14 protein-coding genes are annotated in these 20,119 nt (G+C 69.2%); 7 read left to right on the top strand and 7 right to left on the bottom strand.

Annotated elements, in window-relative coordinates; translation table 11 throughout:
• Positions 1-115: 115 nt before the first annotated feature.
• Positions 116-1,021, bottom strand: a complete 906-nt coding sequence (locus JUB11_RS31060; protein WP_207462681.1) for a LysR substrate-binding domain-containing protein — start codon at positions 1,019-1,021, stop codon at positions 116-118.
• Between the two features lie 199 nt (positions 1,022-1,220).
• Here JUB11_RS31060 and JUB11_RS31055 point away from each other — a divergent pair, with 199 nt between their 5' ends.
• Positions 1,221-2,228, top strand: a complete 1,008-nt coding sequence (locus tag JUB11_RS31055; protein WP_207462680.1) for an aldo/keto reductase — start codon at positions 1,221-1,223, stop codon at positions 2,226-2,228.
• A 97-nt stretch (positions 2,229-2,325) separates the two neighbouring features.
• On the opposite strand, the gene JUB11_RS31050 is transcribed toward JUB11_RS31055, so the two are convergent.
• Complete coding sequence (locus JUB11_RS31050) at positions 2,326-4,134, bottom strand: IlvD/Edd family dehydratase (protein ID WP_207462679.1); 1,809 nt, start codon at positions 4,132-4,134, stop codon at positions 2,326-2,328.
• A gap of 431 nt (positions 4,135-4,565) precedes the next feature.
• Entirely contained in the window at positions 4,566-6,620 is a 2,055-nt protein-coding gene (locus JUB11_RS33080) for a methyl-accepting chemotaxis protein (protein ID WP_247887454.1), read from the bottom strand.
• A gap of 321 nt (positions 6,621-6,941) precedes the next feature.
• On the opposite strand from JUB11_RS33080, the gene JUB11_RS31040 reads away from it, so the two are divergent.
• From JUB11_RS31040 to JUB11_RS31020, 5 genes are all read left to right on the top strand, one after another.
• Complete coding sequence (locus JUB11_RS31040) at positions 6,942-8,171, top strand: HlyD family efflux transporter periplasmic adaptor subunit (protein ID WP_207462678.1); 1,230 nt, start codon at positions 6,942-6,944, stop codon at positions 8,169-8,171.
• Complete coding sequence (locus JUB11_RS31035) at positions 8,153-10,147, top strand: glycosyltransferase (RefSeq protein ID WP_207462677.1); 1,995 nt, start codon at positions 8,153-8,155, stop codon at positions 10,145-10,147. The genes JUB11_RS31040 and JUB11_RS31035 overlap by 19 nt, the downstream gene beginning before the upstream one ends.
• Before the next feature lie 37 nt (positions 10,148-10,184).
• Entirely contained in the window at positions 10,185-11,243 is a 1,059-nt protein-coding gene (locus JUB11_RS31030; RefSeq protein ID WP_207462676.1) for an endo-1,4-beta-xylanase, read from the top strand.
• A gap of 153 nt (positions 11,244-11,396) precedes the next feature.
• A complete protein-coding gene (locus tag JUB11_RS31025) occupies positions 11,397-12,392 on the top strand; it encodes a LysR family transcriptional regulator (RefSeq protein ID WP_207462675.1) in 996 nt (331 codons plus the stop codon).
• Between the two features lie 41 nt (positions 12,393-12,433).
• The gene (locus JUB11_RS31020) at positions 12,434-13,612 is read left to right on the top strand and encodes a fumarylacetoacetate hydrolase family protein (RefSeq protein WP_207462674.1); all 1,179 of its coding nucleotides are present in this window, start codon (positions 12,434-12,436) and stop codon (positions 13,610-13,612) included.
• Positions 13,613-13,683: 71 nt separating this feature from the next.
• Here the strand turns inward: JUB11_RS31020 and JUB11_RS31015 are convergent, their stop codons facing one another.
• The 3 genes from JUB11_RS31015 to JUB11_RS31005 all read right to left on the bottom strand — a co-directional run bounded on the left by JUB11_RS31015 (position 13,684) and on the right by JUB11_RS31005 (position 17,453).
• Entirely contained in the window at positions 13,684-15,282 is a 1,599-nt protein-coding gene (locus JUB11_RS31015; protein WP_207462673.1) for an aldehyde dehydrogenase (NADP(+)), read from the bottom strand.
• Between the two features lie 31 nt (positions 15,283-15,313).
• Entirely contained in the window at positions 15,314-16,243 is a 930-nt protein-coding gene (locus JUB11_RS31010; RefSeq protein ID WP_207462672.1) for a dihydrodipicolinate synthase family protein, read from the bottom strand.
• 187 nt (positions 16,244-16,430) lie between these two features.
• Complete coding sequence (locus JUB11_RS31005) at positions 16,431-17,453, bottom strand: TRAP transporter substrate-binding protein (RefSeq protein ID WP_207462671.1); 1,023 nt, start codon at positions 17,451-17,453, stop codon at positions 16,431-16,433.
• Positions 17,454-17,778: 325 nt separating this feature from the next.
• Between JUB11_RS31005 and JUB11_RS31000 the strand changes: the two genes are divergently transcribed.
• The gene (locus JUB11_RS31000; RefSeq protein ID WP_207462670.1) at positions 17,779-19,122 is read left to right on the top strand and encodes a GntP family permease; all 1,344 of its coding nucleotides are present in this window, start codon (positions 17,779-17,781) and stop codon (positions 19,120-19,122) included.
• Between the two features lie 66 nt (positions 19,123-19,188).
• Here JUB11_RS31000 and sodC read toward each other — a convergent pair whose 3' ends face one another.
• Positions 19,189-19,719, bottom strand: coding sequence for a superoxide dismutase [Cu-Zn] SodC (gene sodC, locus JUB11_RS30995; RefSeq protein ID WP_348771543.1), 531 nt, complete (start codon positions 19,717-19,719; stop codon positions 19,189-19,191).
• Positions 19,720-20,119: the final 400 nt, after the last annotated feature.

The raw sequence follows: 20,119 nt of genomic DNA, 5'->3' as shown, positions 1-20,119 counted from the left end.
ACCTCAATCCTTCGAACCGCCCGGTGCGGACCCGCATGCCGGGTGGTGTGGGAGGGGTGCGGTCCACTAGGATCGCCCCCTATCCCGATGGACCGTCGTGCGTAACGCGTCCCCGTCAGGGTGCCGTGTCCCTGCGCCACTCCTTCAGGAAGGTCAGGAAGGCCCGGAGCGCCGCGGGTGGCCGGCGGCGGCTCGGGTAGTAGAGGAAAGGGCCGGGGAAGCTTGGGCACCAGTCGTCGAGCACGGTGACGAGCCGTCCGGCGGCCAGCTCGTCGGCCAAGTAGCCTTCGAAGGTCATCAGGAAACCGAGCCCGTCCAGCGCCGCCTGGATCTGCGCGCCGTGATGCGTCGAGCCGAAGGGACCCGAGGGCGTGATGCGGACGACGCGCCCGTCCTTCTCGAACTCCCACGGACGCAGGACGCCGCCGGGAAAGAGCGTCGCGATGGACGGCGCGCCGAGGAGTTCCTCCGGCGTCCGGGGCCGGCCGTGGCAGGCGAGGAAGCCCGGTGCGGCGGCGACCGCGTAGCGCTGCGGCGGGCCGAGCGGGACCGCGATCATGTCTTGCGCCAGATGCTCCTCGAACCGGACGCCGGCGTCGTAGCCCTCCGCCACGATGTCGATCAGCGGTGTCTCGGCGACGATCTCCAGCCGGATCCGCGGATGGCGTTCCAGGAAGGGCGCCACCATCGGGGCGAGCACCAGCCCGACCGCCGGCTCCGGGGCGTTGATGCGCAGCCGTCCCGCCGGCACCTCCCGGTTCTCGCGCAGCTCCGTCACCGCCTCGGCCACCTCGCGCAGGGCCGGCGCCAGCCGGCGCAGCAGCTGCTCGCCCGCTTCCGTCGGTGCCACGCTGCGCGTGGTTCGGTTGAGCAGCCGCACGCCGAGCCGCTCCTCCAGCTCGCGCAGACGCTGGCTGAGGCTGGAGACCGAAACACCCTGCTCCAGCGCTGCCCTGCGGAAGTTCCGGTGCCGTGCCACGGCGGCGAAGGCCTGGAGGTCGCGAAGTTCGGGTTCGATCACTGTTCCGTGTCCATGGTCGTGGCCGTCGTCGGAGCCGGATGCCGAAGTTTCATGGTTCGGGTCCCATTGTTCGGCTGGGCGAACAGGCCGTTCGGGATTATCCAGCTTATCGGATGAGCCGGGGTGAGTCACCGTCATGGCCAAGCGGTGCCCCAGCCGAGGGGCAGGGGCACGGCGCCATCGGGAAAGGACGAAAGCAATGGAACAGCGCAGCCTTGGGGCCGCCGGGCCGGCCAGCTCGGTCATCGGCCTTGGATGCATGGGCATGTCGGACTTCTACGGCCCCGCCGACCGGAGCGAGAGCGTGGCGACGATCCACGCGGCGCTGGAGGCCGGGATCACGCTGCTCGACACCGGCGACTTCTACGGCATGGGCCACAACGAGCTGCTGATCCGCGAAGCGCTGGAAGGGCGCGACCGCGACCGGGCGCTGATCAGCGTGAAGTTCGGCGCCCTGCGGGACCCGGCGAACGGATGGAACGGCTACGACGCGCGCCCGGCCGCCGTGAAGAACTTCCTGACCTACTCCCTGCGCCGGCTGGGGGTGGATTGCATCGACATCTACCGCCCGGCGCGGCTCGACCCGGCGGTGCCGATCGAGGAGACGGTCGGGGCCATCGCCGACATGGTCAAGGCCGGCCATGTCCGGCACATCGGGCTGTCGGAGGTCGGGCCGGAGACGATCCGGCGGGCCGCCGCCGTCCACCCCATCAGCGACCTGCAGATCGAATATTCGCTGATCTCGCGCGGGATCGAGGCGGAGATCCTGCCGGTCTGCCGGGAGCTGGGCATCGGGATCACGGCCTATGGCGTGCTGTCGCGCGGGCTGATCAGCGGCCACTGGTCGAAGGACCGGGCGGGCGCGAAGGATTTCCGCGGCATGAGCCCGCGCTTCCAGGGCGCCAACCTGGACGTCAATCTGGGGCTCGTGGAACGGCTGCGCGGGATCGCCGAGCGCATCGGCGGCACGGTGGCACAGGTCGCCATCGCCTGGGTCGCAGCGCAGGGGAAGGACATCGTCCCGCTGGTCGGCGCCCGCCGCCGCGACCGGCTGGCCGAGGCGCTGGGCGCGCTCGACCTCGCCCTGTCGGCCGAGGACCTGAAGACCCTGTCGGACGCGCTCCCGCCGGGGGCCGCCGCCGGAGCCCGCTATCCCGAGGCTCAGCTCGCCCACATGGACAGCGAGAAGGGCGCCCCGCACGCCTAAATGGCGGACGGACACCGGAAACGGCGGCGCCGCCGCGAGGGAGATCGCTCCCCTCGCGGCGGCGCTGCTCAAAAAGGCCCGAAAGACTTCCCGGGCGTCAGTGGTTGTCGCGCGGGATGCCGTGGGTCTGGGCGACGCGCTGGTACTTGACGGCGGGCTTCAGGACCATGCCCTCGTCGAGCTGGTCCACGATGCCGCGCTGGATCTCCTGCCAGGGGGTCTGGGACGGCGGGAAGGGATAGCCGCCGGCCACCTCCAGCTCGGTCCGGCGGGCGGCGACCTCGTCGTCCGAGATCAGGATGTCGGCGCTGCCCCGGCGCAGGTCCAGGCGGACGCGGTCACCCGTGCGCAGGATGGCGAGGCCGCCGCCGGCCGCCGCCTCCGGCGAGGCGTTCAGCACCGACGGCGAGCCCGAGGTGCCCGACTGGCGGCCGTCGCCGATGCAGGGCAGGGAGTGGACGCCCTCCTTGATCAGGTGCGCCGGCGGACGCATGTTCACCACCTCGGCCGCACCCGGATAGCCGATTGGGCCGGTGCCGCGGATCACCAGGATCGTGTAGGCGTCGATGCCCAGCGCCGGGTCGTCGATGCGGTGGTGATAGTCCTCGGGGCCGTCGAAGACCACGACCTTGCCCTCGAAGGCCTCCGGGTCCTCCGGGTTCGACAGGTAGCGCTCGCGGAACTCCTCGGAGATCACGCTGGTCTTCATGATGGCGCTGCCGAACAGGTTGCCGCGCAGCACGACGAAGCCGGCGTTCTCCTTCAGCGGCTCGCCGAAGGGCCAGATCACGCGGCTGTCCAGGACCTCGCGGCCGCGGCAGTTATCGCCGATGGTGCGGCCGTTGACGTTGGGCGCGTCTTCGCGGATCAGCCCCTGCTCGATCAGCTGCGCCACCACGGCCGGCACGCCGCCGGCGCGGTGGAAGTCCTCGCCCAGATACTCGCCGGCCGGCTGAAGGTTGACCAGCAGCGGGATGTTGTGGCCGTGCGTCTGCCAGTCGTCCACGGTCAGCGGCACGCCGATGTGCTTGGCGATGGCGTTGATGTGGATCGGCGCGTTGGTCGAGCCGCCGATGGCGGAGTTGACCACGATGGCGTTCAGGAAGGCGTCGCGCGTCAGGATGTCCGACGGCTTGATGTCCTCGCGGACCAGATCGACGATGCGCTTGCCGGTCGCATAGGCGGCCTGCTGGCGCTCGCGGTAGGGCGCCGGGATCGAGGCCGAGCCCGGCAGCTGCATCCCCAGCACCTCGGCCAGCGAGTTCATGGTCGAGGCGGTGCCCATGGTGTTGCAGTAGCCGGTCGAGGGGGCCGAGGAGGCCACCAGCTCGATGAAGCCCTGATAGTCGATCTCGCCGGCGGCCATCATCTGGCGCGCCTTCCACACGATGGTGCCCGACCCGGTGCGCTCGCCGCGGTGCCAGCCGTTCAGCATCGGGCCGACCGACAGGGCGATGGCCGGGATGTTCACGGTGGCGGCGGCCATCAGGCAGGCCGGCGTGGTCTTGTCGCAGCCGATGGTGAGCACGACGCCGTCCAGCGGGTAGCCGTGCAGCACCTCCACCAAGCCGAGATAGGCCAGGTTGCGGTCCAGGGAGGCGGTCGGGCGCTTGCCGGTCTCCTGGATGGGATGGACCGGGAACTCCATGGCGATGCCGCCGGCCTCGCGGATGCCCTCGCGCAGCCGCTCCGCCAGCACGATGTGGTGGCGGTTGCAGGGGCTCAGGTCCGACCCGGTCTGGGCGATGCCGATGATCGGCTTGCCCGACTGCAGTTCCTCCCGCGTCAGACCGAAGTTCAGGTAGCGCTCAAGGTAGAGCGCGGTCATGTCGGGGTTGTCGGGGTTGTCGAACCAGGCGCGCGAGCGCAGCTTCTTCCCCGGGGCGGCGTTGTTCGGGTCGGTCATCGGGGTCTCCTTGGCGTCGCTGATGAGGTGTGGCCTTCGGGCCTTATGGGTGGTCGGGCGTCTGCCCGGCGCTCGGTGCGGCGGGACGCGGCGGCTGGCGGTCCGGCTCTTTATGCCCCGGGGACCGGGGCTGTAAAGCGCCTCGCGAACCGTCCTCCCGCCGCCCGTGCCCGTTCGGTCACGAGAACCGGTCGGCGCCACGCGGCGGCGCGGTGGCCCGGCCTGTTTGGTCAGACGTTAGCCTTACAAACACATAACGGTCTAATCAAATTTTTCGGCTGGCCGATATATATTCCTGTATCGGCGGGCGGCGAACAGCGGGTTGGCCGGCGGCCCTGAAACGCGCTGCAGAACCTGCCCCGGAACGGGCAACGAAAAAGGGCCGCCCCGGCAGGGCGGCCCTCCTGTCCTTCACCGTGCCGAACCTCGCGTCAGGCGGCGCGGACGGTGGCGAGGAAGTTGTCGACCTCGGACTTCAGCCGCTCGGCCTCCTCGGCGAGGCTGCTGGCGGTGCCGAGCACCTGGGTCGCGGCGGAACCGGTCTCGGCCGCGGCCTGGGTCACGCCGGTGATGTTCAGCCTGACCTGCTCGGTCCCGGTCGCCGCCTGGGTGACGTTGCCGGAGATCTCGCCGGTCGCCGCGTTCTGCTCCTCGATGGCGGCGGCGATGCCCGTCGCGATTTCGTTCATGCGGGCAATGGTCCGGCCGATGTTGACGATGGCGTCCTGGGCGCCGCCGGTGGCACCCTGGATCTCCTTCACCTTGGCCTGGATGTCCTCGGTCGCGCGGGCGGTCTGGGTGGCGAGGCTCTTCACCTCGCTGGCGACGACGGCGAAGCCCTTTCCGGCCTCGCCCGCGCGCGCCGCCTCGATGGTGGCGTTCAGCGCCAGCAGGTTCGTCTGGCCGGCGATGCTGTTGATCAGCTCCACCACCTCGCCGATCTGGTTCGCGGCGTCCACCAGCGTGCGCATGGTGACCGTCGTGCGCTCGGCCTCCCGCACGGCCTCCCCGCTGATGCGGGTCTGGGTGGAGACCTGGCGGCCGATTTCCAGGATGGAGGCGGCCAGTTCCTCGGTCGCGGCGGCCACCGTCTGGACGTTGGCCGAGGACTGCTCGGCCGCGGCCGCCACGGCGGTTGCCTGGCTGCTCGCCTGCGCTGCGGTGGAGGAGAGGGCCGTGGCGGCACCCTGCATCTGCGTGGCCGAGGCAGCCACCGTCTCCACGATCCCCTGGACGCTGTATTCGAAGTTCGCCGCGAGCTGGTTCAGCTCCGCCTTGCGCTGTGCTTCGGCACGGGCCTCGGCGACCTTGGCCTCCTCCTCCATCTCGCGGGTGCGGATCATGTTGTCGCGGAACACCTGGACGGCGCCGGCCATCTCGCCGATCTCGTCACGGCGCCCGACCGCGGGGATCTCCGCCGCCGTGTCGCCGCCCGCCAGACGGCGCATGGCCGCCGTCATGGAGATGACCGGCAGGGCGATGCTGCGGCCGATCAGCCAGGCGAGGATGATGCCGAGCGTCGCGGCCAGCGCCGACAGAAGCATCGCCATGGACTTCGCCTTGGCGGCGCCGGCGGTGGCCTCCTCGGCCACGCCCGCCTGCATGCGCGTGGCGTTCTCGCGGATCTCCGCCGACTTCTCGCGGACGGCCACCATGGTGTGGGCCATCGGGCCGTTGATCGATTCCTCGATCTCCGCCGTCAGGGCGGCCAGTTCCTTGAAGCCCGCGCCGTAGGACGCCAGCATGGACTTGGCCTTGGACAGCCGTTCGCCCTGCCCGTCGGCCAGATACTCGCCGGCCATGGCGTCCAGCGCCTTGCCGGTGGCCTCGATCTCGCGCCCGACGCGCTCGGCGTCGGCCGGCTTCCGCTCCGCCAGGAAGCGCGCCGCCACGTAGCGGGCGAGCATGAAGGTCTCGCTCGCCTCGCCGCTGTGCGCCAGCGTGCCGACGTTGGCCGCGTCGGCTTCCGCCTTGCGGATCTCCGTCAGCAGCGTGCGGATCTCCAGCCCCAGCTTCGTCAGGATGGACTCGCTCAGCGCGTCGCGCCTGGCCGTCTTCTCCACCACCGCCCGGAAGCCCGCCTCGTACTCCGTCTTGAGACGGAGGATGTCCTCGACCAGCGCCAGATTCTCGGGCAGCGTGATCCGGGCCTTCACGTCGGCCAGGTGCCGGGAGGCCTCGGACCAGTCGGCCTCGAAGCTCGCGACGTCGTCACCGGCCCCGCTGGCGAGGAAACGGCGGACGGCCAGCCGGGCCTCGATCAGGTGGGAATCCGCCTCGGAGCTGTGCACCGCCACCTGCGCCTGGGCGGTGTAGCGCAGCAGGTTCCGTTCCGCCTCACCGGCCGTGTACCAGGAGGAGGCGCCGATGCCCGCCAGCAGGGCCAGGACGGAGCCGAAGCCCACATAGACCTTGGTCCTCGTCTTGAGGTTGGAGAAGAGCCCGGCTTTCGCCGCACCCGAAACGACCTGCCCGCCTGCGCTCATCCGTGCGATTCCTCTTTTGACATAGGACCAGCCTCCGAGGCTCCCTCCTGGTCATATGCATCAAATTTTAAGAGATTCTTACTCGACCGGGAATGTTTGCGTCCTGAGCACGCGTTCAACGCGCGGCTGCATTGTGCCTTCGCGAGGGCACCTCAGGCATGGCATTGCCCGGACTTCCGCACCTGCACACTTGGCTATGGCCTACGCCGAAATATCCGACATGGAAGCGCCGACCGGAGCGGAACGGGCAGAAGTTCGCCGTGTTGAAGACTGCCGGGCCGCAACCTCCGAGAGCGGCGGATTACGACAGGTGACAGCTCCATGTTCTGGAACCGCCGCTCCGTGCGCATCGCCGTCGGGCTGCTTCTCTTATTGTGCGGCATTCTCGCCCTTCTTCCCGGCCTCACCGGATACACGAGCCTCGACGGAACGGTGAACGCCCGCTTCGCCACCCTGTCCACCCCGATCGAGGGCATGGTCGGCAACACCCCGCCCAAGGTCGGCACGCCGGTCGCCAAGGACGGATTCCTGCTGTCGGTGCGCAACGAGCGCGTGGACCGCTCGACGCTGGTCCAGCTCACGGCCGAACTCAACACGACGCGCGACCGCCTCCAGGCTCTCACCAACCAGGAAGCCGAGATGCGGCGCCTCCAGGTCGACCTGCGCGAGCGGCTCGAAGCCTACCGCCAGGCGACCATGCTCGTGCTGGAGCAGGAGATCGCCGTCCAGCGCCAGCGCATCGGCATCAACGAGGCGCGCACCACGGAAACGCGCGGCGAACTGATGCGCAAGCAGAGGCTGCAAACCGGCGGCCTCGTTCCCGAGAGCGAGATCGAACGGACGCTGGCCGCCCAACTCGTCGCCTCCGGCGAAGCCGACCTCGCGCGGGAGGAGCTGGAGCGGCTGGAACGCCAGCTCGAGGCCGTCCGCCAGGGCGTCTTCGTCGGCGACGGCCGCAACGATGTTCCCTACTCGCGCCAGCGCATCGACGAGCTCGCCATCGCCCTGATGGACATCGAAGCCCGCCGCAAGGAGCAGCGGGCCCATCTGGACAAGCTCGAGAAGCTGATCGCCCATGAGGAGGAACGGCTGCTCGGCCTGGAAGCGGTCGAGATGCGCATGCCCTTCGACGGGGTGGTCTGGCGCAACAACGTGGTGTCCGGATCGAACACCGTGGTCGGGACCGAACTGATGCGGCTGCTCGACTGCAGCGACCTGTTCGTGGATATCCTCGTCGCCGAGGTCGATTACGACGAGATCTTCCCCGGCCGCCCCGCCGAGATCCGCCTGCTCGGGCGCGGCGAGGCGCTGACGGGCGCCGTCCAGTCCGTGCGCGGCAGTGCCGCCGACGTGGAGGAGATGACGCTCGCCGCCTCCCCGCCGCAGAGCAAGGGGCGCGACGCGCGCATCCGCGTGCGGCTCGACCCGTCGCCCCTCAGCACGGATTACGAGAATTTCTGCCAGATCGGCCGCACGGCGCAGGTCCGGTTCGAAACCCGCAGCCTGCCCCTCGAGCGGTGGATCCGGAGCTTATGGTTCAGCATCTCGTAGCCTTCGGGCCGACCCTCCTCTGTGCCGCCTTCTTCCTGCTTTTCGCCTGGGGCTGGCCGCGCCACAAGACTTGGACACGGGCGGTGGTCTGCCTGTTCGTCTTCCTGGTGGCCTTCCGCTACCTGGTCTGGCGTTTCACCGACACGGTGCTGCCGCACCCGCAGGACGGCAGCTTCAGCTTCTGGTGGACCTGGTTCGTCTTCGCGGTCGAGATCCTCGCCTTCTCGGACATACTCCTGTTTCTGGTCACCATGGGACGTCATGTGGACCGCAGCCGCGAGGCGGACAGTCTGGAGGCGCGCTTCTTCGCGCAGCCGCGCGACCGCATGCCGGACGTGGACGTCTTCATCCCGACCTACAACGAGCCGCTCGACGTGCTCGAGCGCACCATCGTCGGCGCGCTGGCGCTGGACTATCCGGGCAAGGTCACGGTCTATGTCCTGGACGACAAGCGGCGCGACTGGCTGCGGGCCTTCTGCGAGGAGAAGGGGGCCGTCCACGTCACCCGCAGCGACAACTCCCACGCCAAGGCCGGCAACATGAACAACGGGCTGCGGGTCAGCTCGGGCGCCTTCATCGCCATCTTCGACGCGGACTTCGTGCCCTACCGCAACTTCCTGCGGCGCACGCTGGGCTTCTTCCTCGATCCCGGCATCGGCATCGTCCAGACGCCGCAGCATTTCTTCAACAAGGACCCGGTGCAGCTCAACCTGTCCCTGGAGCGGCACTGGCCGGACGAACAGCGCCTGTTCTTCGACGAGATGGCCGCCAGCCGCGACGCCTGGGACGTCAGCTTCTGCTGCGGCTCCTGCTCCATCATCCGGCGCGAGGCCGTCGAGACCATCGGCGGATTCCCGACGGAATCCATCACCGAGGACCTGCTGACGACGCTGGCGCTGCTGAACAAGGGCTACACGACGCGCTACCTCAACGAACGTCTGTCGATGGGCCTCGCCGCCGAGAACCTGAAGGGCTATTTCGTGCAGCGGGGCCGCTGGTGCCGGGGCGGCATCCAGACGCTGTTCCTGCACAACGGCCCGATCTTCGGTCCGGGCCTGAACCTGTTCCAGCGCATCATGTTCCTGCCGCTGAGCTGGCTCGTCCAGTATCTCGTGCGCTTCGTGATCCTGATCGTGCCGGCGGTCTATCTGTGGACCGGGGTGGCGCCGCTTTACTTCACGGGCAGCGACGCGCTGATCGCCTACCAGATCCCGCTGCTCCTCTCCTATTTCCTGCTGATGCGCTGGATCACCCCGACGCGCTACATGCCGGTGCTGTCCAGCGCCGTCGGCGCCTTCGGGACCTTCCGCATGCTGCCGGTCGTCGTCGCCAGCCTGATCAAGCCCTTCGGCACGCCCTTCCGCGTCACGCCCAAGGGCAGCGGCAACGAGGAGAACGAGTTCGACCTCTACAGCTTCGCCGCCATCTCCCTGCTGATCGCGGTGACGGCGCTGGGGCTGTTCCTCAACCTCGTGCCCGAATGGTCGCGGATCGGGCGCGGCGAGTTCTCGGTCATCGCCGCCTATTGGGCGGGCATCAACATCATCGTGCTGTTCCTGGCGGCGATGATCTGCTTCGAGGCGCCGCGCCCGCTGGCGGAGAGCTTCGACGCGGACGAGCCGGGCAGGCTGGAGGGGGAGGGGCGCCCGCTCCGCTGCCGCATCACCGGCCTGTCGCTGGCGGGCTTCCGCTGCGAGATCCCGGCCGGGGAGGAAGCACCCTTCGCCGGCGCCCTCCTCACCGCCCGCATCGCGGAGATTCCGCCGGTCACGGCACGGGTCGAGCGGGCCGCCGCCCTCAAGGACGGCCGGACGCGGCTCGACCTCGTCTTCCCGGCGCTGGAGGGGGAAGCCCGCGACCGGATGATCGTCAAGCTCTACACGGGGGGCTATTCCCAGGACATCCGTGAACTCGACCGGTCGGAGATCCTGCGCGGCCTGTGGCGGCGGGCCTTCGGCGCGCGCCGTTCCGCCTGATTGCCGCCCCCGATGCCCGTCCATGCAAGGTCTGGCCATGCGCAGCCTGCCCCTCCGTCGCCGTGAGTTGCTCGGCATGACGGCCGGGACGCTCGCCGCCGGACTCCCGAGGACGCTCCCGGCGGGGGCGGAAATCCGCTTCGGGACGGCGGTGTCCGCCGACGTGCTGGCGCGCGACCCGGCCTACGCCGAGCTGGTCCGGCGGGAATGCGTGCTCCTCGTTCCGGAATGGGAGATGAAATGGGCGGCGGTGCAGCCGGAGCCGGGGCGCTTCGACTTCCGGGGCCTGGACCGGATCGCCGCCTTCGCGCGGGGGAACGGCATGGCGTTGCGCGGGCACGCGCTCCTGTGGCACCGCGAGGCGCCCGCCTGGCTCGCGGATCGGCTCACCCCCGCCAACTGCGAATCCCTGCTGCGCGCCCATTTCACCGAGGTCATGGAGCGCCATGCCGGGCTCACCGATTCCTGGGACGTGGTAAACGAGGCGGTGGAGCCGGAGGACGGGCGCGCGGACGGGCTGCGCCGCTCCTTCTGGCTGGAGCGGGCGGGGGAGGGCTACATCGAGACCGCCTTCCGCATAGCGGCGGAGAGGGCCCCCGGCGCCGAGCTGGTCTACAACGAGTATGGCTGCGAGCATGACGGCGACTGGAGCCGCCGCCGCCGTGCGGCCGTGCTGCGGCTGCTGGAACGGCTGAAGGGCGATGGCGTCCCGGTCCATGCCCTCGGCTTACAGGCCCATCTCCAGGCCGGCGCGCCTTTCTCCTCCGCCGGGCTCGCCGCCTTCCTGCGGGAGGTGCGGGCGCTCGGCCTGCGCGTCCTGGTCACCGAACTGGACGTGCGCGGCGGAGGGCCGGGGTCCCCGGCGGAACGGGACGCCGAGGTCGCATCGCTGTACCGTGCCTTCCTCGACACGGTCCTGGAACAGGCCTCCTGCGACACGGTCGTGACTTGGGGTCTGAGCGACCGTCATTCCTGGCTGCGCCGGGAGGCCGGGCCGGAGGAGCGCCCCTTGCCTTTCGATGAGGAACTGCGGCCCAAACCCGCCTGGACTGCCCTGCGCGAGGCGCTGGCCGCGGCGGAAGGGCGGCACCGCTGAGGGATTTCCATTTCGATATCGCCGTCGTGCATTTTGTTATTGGACTGTTATCGACAAGCTTTATAATTTCCTCGACCAACCATTGAGGGGGCGGGCGAAAACCCACGGCTGGCACACAAGCCCCGGTCGTCCATTGCACCCCGTCGAGGCCGCATGTCCGCCAAGCATTTCCCCGCCGACTGGTTCCTGCGCGCGCGCCTGAAGCTGCGGCACATGCAGCTCTTTCTGGCCCTCGACGACCACCGCAACCTGCACCGCGCCGCCGCCTCCCTCAACCTGTCGCAGCCCGCCGCCTCGAAGCTGCTGAGCGACCTGGAGGAGGCGCTGGGCGTCTCCCTGTTCGACCGGCACCCGCGCGGCATCGAGCCGAACTGGTACGGCGCGCTCATGATCCGCCACGCGCGGCTGATCCTGTCCGAGCTGAGCGAGATCGGGGAGGAGCTGACGGCGCTCCAGGCTGGCCACAGCGGGCGGGTGATGATCGGCACGGTGACCGCGCCGGCGGTGGAGTATCTGGCCAAGGCGGTGGACCGGGTGCAGCAGGCGCATCCCCGGCTGCGCATCTCGGTCGAGCTGGAGCACAGCGACGTGCTGCTCGACCATGTGCAGCACGGCAAGCTCGACTTCGCGCTGGCGCGGCTGTCCAAGGCCGCGGACCCCTCGAATTTCCTCTACGAGGAGATCGGGGACGAGGAGATGAGCTTCCTGTGCCGCGACGGCCATCCTTTGCTGTCGCTCGGCCGTCCGGTGGAACTGGAGGACCTCGCGGACCAGCGCTGGTCCCTGCCACCGCGCGGCACGCTTCCGCGCGACCGCGTGGACGCCATGTTCCGATCGGCGGGCCTGCCCGCGCCGGAGCGGGTGATCGAAAGCGTGTCGCCGGTCATGCTCGCGGCGATGATCGTGGAGACGGATTCCGTGACGGTCCTCTCCCGCGCCATGGCGGAGTTCTTCCAGGCGCCCGGACGCTTCGCCGTCTTGCCCTTCGAGCGGCGCTTCGCGCTGGAGCCCTTCGGCATCGTGCGGCTGAAGGGCCGGCCGCTGTCGCCCGGCGCCCTCACCGTCCTCGACGAGATTCGCGTCGCCATGCGCGACGCCGAAAAACCCGCCCTCGGCGCGTCCATGACGGACGCCCCGATGGCGGGATGACCACGCTCACCAACGCCCGAAGCCCCTGAGGATCGAAACCTATGGACCTGACCATCAACGCCTGCCTGCCCCAGGACCACGACCGCGCCACGCTGATCGGGCGCGTCTGGCTGCCGAGCGTGAACGGACCGGCCGTCGTGCGCGTCACGGCGGAAGGGGTCTACGACGTCTCCGACCTCGCCCCGACGGTCAGCGCCCTGCTGGAGCGCGACCGGCCGGCCGAGGCCGTCCGCGCGCACGGCGGCACGCGCCTCGGCGCCACCGACGCGATCCTCGCCAACTCGCGGTGGGACGCCCGCGACCCGTCGCTGCCCTGGTTCCTGGCGCCCTGCGACCTGCAGGCGATCAAGGCGGCGGGCGTGACCTTCGTCAACAGCCTGCTGGAGCGCGTCATCGAGGAGCGCGCCAAGGGCGACGCCTCCCAGGCGGAAAGCGTGCGCGCCTCCGTCGTCGAGATCCTCGGCAACGACCTCGCCACCCTCCAGCCGGGCTCGCCCGAGGCGCAGCGCATCAAGGAGATGCTGATCGCCCAGGGCATGTGGTCGCAGTATCTGGAGGTCGGCATCGGCCCCGACGCGGAGGTCTTCACCAAGACCCAGCCCATGGCCTCGGTCGGGCTCGGCTCCGAGATCGGCATCCATCCGAAGTCCGAATGGAACAACCCGGAGCCGGAGGTCGTGCTGGCCGTCAACAGCCGCGGCGTGGTGCAGGGCGCGACGCTCGGCAACGACGTCAACCTGCGCGACTTCGAGGGCCGCAGCGCCCTGCTGCTGAGCAAGGCGAAGGACAACAACGCCTCCTGCTCCATCGGCCCCTTCCTGCGCCTGTTCGACGAGTCCTTCACGATGGACGAGGTGCGCCGGGACGAGGTCGCGGTGACGGTGGCGGGCGAGGACGGCTTCGTCCTGAACGGCACCAGCGCCATGTCGCAGATCAGCCGCGACCCGCTGGACCTCGTCGCGCAGACGATCAACGGCAACCACCAGTATCCGGACGGCTTCGTGCTGTTCCTCGGCACGATGTTCGCGCCGATTCAGGACCGTGACGCGCCGGGCGCCGGCTTCACCCATCATCTCGGCGACAGCGTGTCGATCGGCTCGCCCCGTCTGGGCACGCTGATCAACCGCATCAACCATTCCGACAAGATCACGCCCTGGACCTTCGGCGTGACCGAGCTGGTCCGCAACCTCGCCAAGCGCGGCCTGGTCGAGCGCCTGTAAGCTCGGCTGAAAGAAAAGGGGCGGAGCCGGCATCCCGGCTCCGCCCCTTTTTTACGTCCAGGCCGCCCCGTTCAGTCGCGGGAGAGCTTTCCGTCCACGAGTTTTCCGTCCACGAGGCGCCAGAGCTTCAGCGGGTTGCCGTCGCGCAGGGCCTCGGGCAGGAGCGTCTGGGGCAGGTCCTGGTAGCAGACCGGGCGCAGGAAGCGGCGGATCGCCAGCGTGCCGACCGAGGTGGTGCGGCTGTCCGAGGTCGCCGGGTAGGGGCCGCCATGCACCATGGCGTGACCGACCTCGACGCCCGTCGGGTAGCCGTTCACCAGGATGCGGCCGGCCCGGCGCTCCAGCGTCGGCAGCAGCGCGCGCACCTCCTCGGTGTCCGCCTCCTCCATGTGCACGGTCGCGGTGAGCTGCCCTTCCAGATGCTCGGCCACGCGGCGCATCGACGATATGTCCGGGCAGCGGATCACCAGTGAGGAGGAGCCGAAATTCTCCTCCTCCAGGCTCGGGTCGGAGAGGAAGCTCTCCGCATCCGTCACGAACACCGCCGCCTGGCACTGGTGCGGGCCCGTGCCGGCCTGCCCGCGCGCGAGTTCCGTCACCTTCGGATTTCCTGCCAGCTTCTCCAGCCCGTCCACATAGGCGGCGTGGATGCCCGGCGTCAGCATGGTCGCGGCGGGCAGGGCACCGAGTGCCGACCGCGCGGCGGCCAGGAACTCATCGAGCCCCGGCCCGTCCACCGCCAGCACGAGGCCGGGGTTGGTGCAGAACTGCCCGGCACCCATGGCCAGCGAGGCGATGAAACCCTTGCCGATGGCCTCGGCGCGGGACGCGAGTGCGGCGGGCATGACGAAGAAGGGGTTGATGCTGCTCATCTCGGCATAGACCGGGATGGGCTCGCGGCGCGAGGCCGCCACCCCCATCAGCGCGGTGCCGCCCCGGCGCGAGCCGGTGAAGCCCACCGACTTGATGTGCCGGTGCGCCACCAGCGTCGTGCCGATGCGGCTGCCCGAGCCGAACAGCATGGAGAAGACGCCTTCCGGCAGACCGCATTCCTTCACCGCCGCCTGCACGGCGCGCCCGACCAGCTCCGACGTGCCGGGGTGGGCGGAGTGCGCCTTCACCACCACCGGGCAGCCGGCGGCCAGAGCCGACGCCGTGTCGCCGCCGGCGACCGAGAAGGCGAGCGGGAAGTTGCTGGCGCCGAAGACGGCGACCGGGCCGACGGCGATGTGGCGCTGGCGCAGGTCGGCGCGGGGCAGCGGCTTGCGCTCGGGCAGCGGCGTGTCGAAGCGCGCCTCCACCCAGTTGCCCTCGCGCAGCACCTCGGCGAAGAGGCGCAGCTGGCCGACCGTGCGGGCGCGCTCGCCCTCGATGCGGGCGCGCGGCAGGCCGCTCTCGGCCGAGGCGCGCTCGACCAGTTCGTCGCCGAGGTCCAGGATTTTCTGGGCGGCGGTTTCCAGGAAGCGGGCGCGGGCGTCGGGGCTGGTCTCGCGGTACGTGTCGAAGGCGGCCCAGGCCAGCTCGCAGGCGCGGTTCACCTCGGCCTCGCCGCCGCCGCCGAAGGCCGGCTCCATCCTCTCGCCGGTCGCGGGGTTGACCGCGTGGAACTCGGTCTCGGTGCCGCGCAGGGCGGTGGCGCCGATCAGCATCTCGCCGGTGATGGTCGTCATGGTCGCGTTCTCCTTGATTGTCGGCAGCGGCTCAGCGCGCCCAGCGCAGGACGAGCGGGTCGAGGCGGTTTGCCGTCTCGATCAGGCCGGCGCGGGTCTGCGGGTGCATGGGCAGCAGCGGGTGGCGCACCGCGTCCGACGCGATGACGCCGCCCTCCTTCATCAGCGCCTTGGCGGCGATCAGGCCGGACTGGCGGTTTTCGTAGTTGATCAGCGGCAGCCAGCGCCCGTAGGCCTCGACCGCCTCCTCGCGCCGTCCGGCCTGGTAGGGGTCGAGGATCTGGCGGATGCCGTCGGGATAGCCGCCGCCGGTCATGGCACCGGTGGCGCCGGCGTCCAGGTCGGGCAGCAGGGTGATGGCCTCCTCGCCGTCCCACGGCCCCTCGATGTCGGCCCCGCCCAGCTCGATCAGCTCGCGCAGCTTGGAGGCGGCACCCGGCACCTCGATCTTGAAGTAGGAGACCTGCTCGATCTCCCGGGCCATGCGGGCCAGGAAGGGGGCGGAGAGGGACGTGCCGCTGACGGGTGCGTCCTGGATCATGATGGGGATGGAGATGGCGTCCGAGACGATGCGGAAGAAGTCATAGATGCCGCGCTCGGGCACGCGGATGGTGGCGCCGTGGTAGGGCGGCATGATCATGACCATGGCGGCCCCGGCCTGCTGGGCGCGGCGGCTGCGCTCGGCGCAGGCCTTGGAGGAGAAGTGGGTGGTGGTGACGATGACCGGCACGCGTCCGGCGACATGCTCCAGGATGGCGTCGATGAGGAGCGTGCGCTCGTCGTCGGTGAGGACGAACTGCTCGGAGAAGTTGGCGAGGATGCACAGGCCGTTGGAGCCGGCGTCGATCATGAAGTCGACGCAGCGCTTCTGTCCGTCGAGGTCCAGCTCGCCACGCTCGTCGAAGATGGTCGGGACCACCGGGAACACGCCGCGGAAGCGGGGCTGCGCGCCTGCCGTCATCGTTACAACTCCTCAAATCCTGGGGCTCTGCCAATTGCTGGCTTTCGGACCTTCTACCGGCTGGGCCGATAGCGGTCTAATAAGAAATCCGCCTCCGGCGATAACCTTTGCGATATCGCCCGTCCCGTCCCTCCGGAAAACAAAAGGGGGGCTTCCTCGCGGAAGCCCCCCGGCGCGCCCGTCCCGGTCACTTCCCGGCGCGGGCCTTTTCCAGGTCAGCGCGGAGCTGCTGCATCAGCGTCTGGTCGGCCGCCGCGGCGAACTTGTCCGTGACCGGCTTCAGCTTCTCCGCCATGCGGGCCTTTTCCGCCTCGGAAATCTCCGTCACGGTCATGCCGCTCGCCTTCAGCCGTTCCAGCACCTTCGCGTTCATGTCGCGGGACACCTGGCGCTGGTAGGGCTTCACCTCCTCGGCGGCCTCGAGCAGGAGCTTGCGCTCGTCCTCCGTCAGCTTGTCCCAGAACTTGCCCGAGGCGAGCACGATCAGCGGGTTGTAGGTGTGGTTGGTGGTGGAGAGGTGCTTCTGCACCTCGTAGAACTTCGAGGATTCGATGGAGGCCAACGGGTTCTCCTGGCCGTCCACGGTCCCGGTCTCCAGCGCCGTGTAGAGTTCCGGCAGGGGCAACGGCACGGCGTTCGCACCCAGCGCGTTGAAGGTCTCGATGTAGAGCGGCACCTGGATCACGCGGATCTTCAGGCCCTGGATGTCCTCCCACTTGGCGATGGGGCGCTTGTTGTTGGTCAGGTTGCGGAAGCCGTGCTCCCAGTAGGACAGGCCGACGATGCCTTTTTCCGGCAGCTTGCCGATCAGCGTCTTGCCGGCGGCGCCGTCGAGCACCGCGTCGCTCTCCTGCGGGCTGCGGAACAGGAAGGGGAACTCGAAGACGGAGAAGTCCGGGACCAGTCCGACCAGCAGCGACGGAGCCATCATCGACATCTCGATGGTGCCGCCCTGCATGGCGGAGACCGTCTGCACGTCGCCGCCCAGCACGCCGCCCGCGAACAGCTTGATCTTGAGCTTGCCGCCGCTCTTCTCGCTGACGACCTCGGCGAACTTCTTGGCCCCGGCGCCCCAATGGTTGTCGATGTTCTGCACGAAGGCGAACTTGATGGTGCGGTCCTTGATGTCGGCAGCCTGGACGGCGCCAGCCATGAGGGCCGCGCCTGCGGCGAGGAGCCCCGTGCGCAGGAGTTTCAGAGCAGTGTTCATGACGTACCTTCCCTTGAGCCATTGTGCCGGGTGCAGCGCCCGCGCGTGAGCGGCCGCCCCTGCGATTGTGTGCAGAACGAACAATCCTTCTAGGGATTGTGCCGATAGCTGTCTAATAAGTTATTTCCGCTCATCGATACGGAATCCTGTATCTCCCCGGCGGCTTTTCGCTCCTCCCGGTCCGGAGAAGGCCGTCCCGGCGGGTGTACCGCCAAGTTGGCGCTGCCGAACGGCCTTTCGGTATGTTCACCCTCTCATCGACAAGGACGCGGCGGGCGCGCATCGCGGCACCGCCGGGGCGTCCGTATGAAAAGGGAGGGTCCGCTTGTTCCTCGTCATTCTGCTGCTGCTGTCCATCGCCTTCATCGTGCTGGCGACGGCGCGGCTGAACCTTCACCCCTTCCTGGCGCTCCTGATCACGGCCTTCGGCTTTGGCATCGCCTCGGGCATGCCGCTGGCCGACGTGGTCAAGTCGGTGAACGAGGGGTTCGGCGGCACCATCGGTTCGATCGGCATCGTCATCATCGCCGGCACCATCATCGGCATCTTCCTGGAAAAGTCCGGCGGCGCCTACCGGCTGGCCGAGAGCATCCTGCGGATGACAGGGCAGCGCAACGCGCCGCTCGGCATGTCGGTGATGGGCTATCTCGTCTCCATCCCCGTTTTCTGCGATTCCGGCTTCGTCATCCTGTCCGCCCTGAACAAGGCGGTCGCCCGCAAGGCAGGGGTCAGCCTCGCCGCCACGGCCATCGCCCTGGCGCTCGGCCTTTACGCGACGCACACGATGGTGCCGCCGACGCCGGGACCGGTGGCGGCGGCGGGCATCCTCGGCGCCGACCTCGGCCTCGTCATCCTCTGGGGCATGGTCATCGCCGCCATCACCACGCTGGCCGGCTGGCTGTTCGCCATCCTCTTCGCGGCCCGGACGCCCATCGCCCCTTACCGCGCCGACGAGGAGCCCGCCGACGACACGCCGATGGCCGAGGTCGACGCGCCCTCCGCCCTGAAGGCCCTGATACCCATTGCCGTGCCGATCCTGCTGATCGTGCTGCGCTCCGTCGCCGAACTGCCGGCGAGGCCTTTCGGCACGAACGTCTTCGTGACGCTTTTGTCCTTCCTGGGGCAGCCGGTGGTGGCGCTGCTGATCGGCGTGGCGCTGGCCCTGACCCTGCCGAAGCGGCTCGACCGCGACATGCTCTCCAGCAACGGCTGGGTCGGGCAGGCGGTGGTGGATGCCGCCATCATCATCACCATCACCGGGGCCGGCGGCGCCTTCGGCAAGGTGCTCCAGAACTCCGGAATCGCCAAGGTGATCGGCGACAGCCTGGCGAGCGCCAACCTCGGCATTTGGCTGCCCTTCCTCGTCGCCGCCGGCATCAAGACGGCGCAGGGTTCCAGCACCGTGGCGATCATCACCACCGCCGGGCTGATGGCACCGCTGCTTCCGGCGCTGGGGCTGGACGATCCAACGGCCAAGGCGCTGGTCACGGTCGCCATCGGCGCCGGCGCCATGGTGGTGTCGCATGCCAACGACAGCTTCTTCTGGGTGGTCACCCAGTTCTCGAACATGACGACGCGCGACGGCTACCGGCTCCACACCCTCGGCACGCTGGTGCAGGGCCTCGTCGGCGCGCTGGCGGTCTGGGCCGCGAGCCTCGTCGTGCTCTAAGGCAGGACACAAGCGGCGACCGGGCGGGGCTTGGCTGCGCCCGCCCGGCCCGTCATCGCCGTTGCGTTACTTCACCACGCCGCAGGCGATGCGCCCGCCGCCGCCGCCCAGCGGCTTCGGCTCGTCCGAATAGTTGTCGCTGCCCTCATGGATCATAAGGGAGCGGCCCTGGACGTCCGTGAGCTTCAGGTTGGGAGCGGTGACCGCCTGCTTCGCCTCGCCGTTCGCCGCGACGGTCAGGGCCGGCAGGTCGCCGAGGTGGCCCGCGCTCCCGGCATGCTGCGGCCCCTGGTGCTTCTTCGTGCCGGAGGGGTCGTAATGGCCGCCCGCGGCGAAGCCCGCCGCCATCGCGCCGTTGTTCTCCGCCGGGCCGCAGTCCGGGTTCTGGTGGACGTGGAAGCCGTGCTCGCCGGCGGGCAAACCGGACAGGTTCGGCGTGAAGGTCACGCCCTTGTCGGTTTCCTGGACCGCGATGGTCCCGATCTCCTTTCCGACTCCGTCCTTGCTGATCTGATTGATCGTGACGGTCGTGGCCGCCTGGGCCGCACCGGCCGCCAGCAGAAAGGCGGCGGCGCCGCAGATTGCGATGGTCTTCACTTGTTTCCTCCGGTCCTGGTTACGATCCTGCGTCCGCAGGCAGGTCTGAAGGTTAGGCCCTGCGGGACCGACGGCAAGGACGCCGCCTCCCGAGGGAAATCACGACACCTCTGAAAAAAGCCCTTGCGAGCCCCTCACCCTCTGGCCTATATACCGCCTCCCCGACGCGGCGCCGCCGACCAGGCGATGACGCGAAAGGGGAAAGCGAAGGACAGGGCAATCAGAGAGTAAGTTGTACCCTTGGGTACGAACGAAATCGGCAAGCTCAGCGGAGCAGAGAAAAAGGTCTTTACATCGTCGTCCTGAACGATTACATGATGTGGACCGAGCGGCGCCGAGCGCTGCGGGATCTTTTAAAAGTGAAGACCGTGTTGTGAGAAGGGATGCGCAGGCGGCGGCT

The organism is Azospirillum sp. SYSU D00513 (assembly GCF_017356015.1).
GTDB lineage: Bacteria > Pseudomonadota > Alphaproteobacteria > Azospirillales > Azospirillaceae > Azospirillum.
This window is presented reverse-complemented; position numbering and strand designations above follow the sequence as displayed.